Genomic DNA, 2,425 nt, shown 5'->3' with positions numbered 1-2,425 from the left:
GGGTTATTGAGGTGTTACGTGTTATTAACTTAACTGTTTTGAAAGTTGACGTTGTACTCAGACAATGCAGAAATAACATAAAATTATAAATGAGTCCTTTGAACGATTAAGGAGTGCAAATATTCTTTCAAAACTAGATTCTTGTTCTTTAGAGTTTTTGAAAAGTGAGTGAGATGATAGGGGTTGTTAAGTGAAGTTGGTAGAAGTAAGTAGCGGGTATTTGATTGATGGTGGTGATTCTTTTTATTAAGGCAGCTCTTTCGATAGAGCTGACACCTATCCTTGTATGTTAGCGCCCTTTATTTTGTTTTGAAATTGCTTTTTGAAGGCCATCCGTTAATAACACTGCAAAAGCACTGAAATGAGTTAACCCGGGCAATACTTTAGATTGAATGTTTAACCCTTGATAATCTCGTGATTGTAATTGATTCTCGAATGCCAGCATTTCCTCAACCATGCGTCCTTCTTTACTGCCGATATACATGAGCACATTTGCTTTCATGGTTTCATTATTTTTTGCATAGTCTCTTTCAAGTCGAAACATGACTTTGTCGTCATACCAAAATGAAGGACTTCCTAAGATATAGTAATCAAACAACTCTGGATTGGTTATGAGAATGTTAGCCCCTAGCAATCCACCATATGAATGGCCTACAAATATTTTTTTATCCTGTTTAATACGGTAGGTTTTGCTAATGAGCGGTAAAACATCTTCTGAAATAAAACTAATGTATTGACTGGCTTTACCTGAATGTTTTTGAACTTCGAGCGAATGCCCATGCTTCTCATTTGGTGCATATGATGGCGTGTAGTCTCTTGTTCTACTAAGTAAAGGGTTATGACCTTTGGAATATGAAATCCCAACAATAATTACGTCCTCAATATCCCGGTCTGCCATCAGGTGAACAATTCCACTGGCTACTGCTATCGAATAACCTGTATCATTTATCAATACTACGGGGTATTTTCTATTGCTTCTAGAGTAATCTTTAGGCAAACGAATATACAGTTCGTACTCCAACCCGCTTTTTTCAGATTTTATTTGTTGCGTTTGCGTATTTCGAATCTTAAATTCTGTACTTTCCTTTGCACATAGCTGCACAGAGAAAAAAATGAATGCTACAAATATTAATTTAATGCTATTTAAAAACATCTTGTTCCTTAAATGTGTGAAAGCTAAATACCAACGCCTCAAGCAGAGGCGATAGCTTTGCGGACGTCATGCTGACTTGACTTATTAGATGCCTTACTTCGTATTAGCTTTGCAACAGGTTTTTCGAAGTATCTATATGATATAAATGCAGCTAAAAGACTTAAAACTAAAGATAGTATGAACTTAAACTCAATAGATAAATTGAATTGATTTACTTTCTCAATTATTGGCATATGCAACAAATACAGGGAGTAGGATATTTTTCCAATAAAATCACCGATCTTGTTAGCTAATAAAATATTGTTATTAGGAACCAAGAACACTATACAAAAGAAAACTGTACTCATGACAATCAGCACTTCATAACTTAGCCACATTTTTCTTTTGGCATCAGAGGTAACTGGGGTCAACTCAGGATACATTAACGGAATTAAACATAGAGCCAATATAAACCAGTGACTTCTGAGGTACTCTGGAGTTTTGATAGACTTATAGTGCATTCCAAAGATAACCCCAACGAAAAAGAAGGGCAGGGTTCTTAGAACACTGAAAACGTTGTATGGAACGCCGTTTATATCACCATGTATTCTGGGAAAATTTGTCAAAAACAGTAAAATCATTACCGCAAGACTTAAGAGGTAAATATACCCTGCCCGACCCTTAGCGAATGACCAGAAAATAATAAAAATGAAATAAAACTGTATTTCTGGCGGGATTGACCAAAGAACACTTTCACCATGTAAAAATAACAAATGACCTAATAGCGCATTGAAGTCAGGTATGTTGTACAGAAAATCACTGCCCGCTAGAGACAGATAATAAGAGCTAAGCACAACAACTAAATACAGGGGTAACACCCTTCCAGCTCTGGCTAACAAGTAACCCTTAACATTAACCTTATTGAACCCCCTGTCTAAATAAAGGTAAGACATTAAAAAGCCGCTCAACAAGAAAAAGAGCATAACACCATATGCTCCTGAGCCGCCACCTAAAACACCACCAAGCCAATTTGTTATATCGCTAAAGTGAGTTACAAAAACTATTAGAGCAGCTAATCCTCGTAACGTGTTTAGCTTTTTAATTTCCAAAACTTACTCCTGTTTAGAATTTTATGGGCATCTAAGATGTTTAACAGACCGATTTATTACGTGTTTAAACATAGGATTTTTCCGTCTATCATGATTTTAATTTTATCTAAAATACCCTTATTCGCTTGTTATATCAAAGGCTTTGATGAATATTTTAAGTTTAATATGTGCGTGAAAGGCGGAA

2 protein-coding genes are annotated in these 2,425 nt (G+C 35.7%); both read right to left on the bottom strand.

Annotated elements, in window-relative coordinates:
- Window positions 1–289: 289 nt before the first annotated feature.
- Window positions 290–1,153: an alpha/beta hydrolase gene (locus CJF42_RS25515; protein WP_095369303.1), complete on the bottom strand. Its 864-nt coding sequence runs from the start codon at window positions 1,151–1,153 to the stop codon at window positions 290–292.
- A 38-nt stretch (window positions 1,154–1,191) separates the two neighbouring features.
- Window positions 1,192–2,241, bottom strand: a complete 1,050-nt coding sequence (locus CJF42_RS25510) for an acyltransferase family protein (RefSeq protein ID WP_095369302.1) — start codon at window positions 2,239–2,241, stop codon at window positions 1,192–1,194.
- Window positions 2,242–2,425 lie beyond the last annotated feature (184 nt).

This window comes from Pseudoalteromonas sp. NBT06-2 (assembly GCF_002276045.1).
Lineage (GTDB): Bacteria > Pseudomonadota > Gammaproteobacteria > Enterobacterales > Alteromonadaceae > Pseudoalteromonas.
This window is presented reverse-complemented; position numbering and strand designations above follow the sequence as displayed.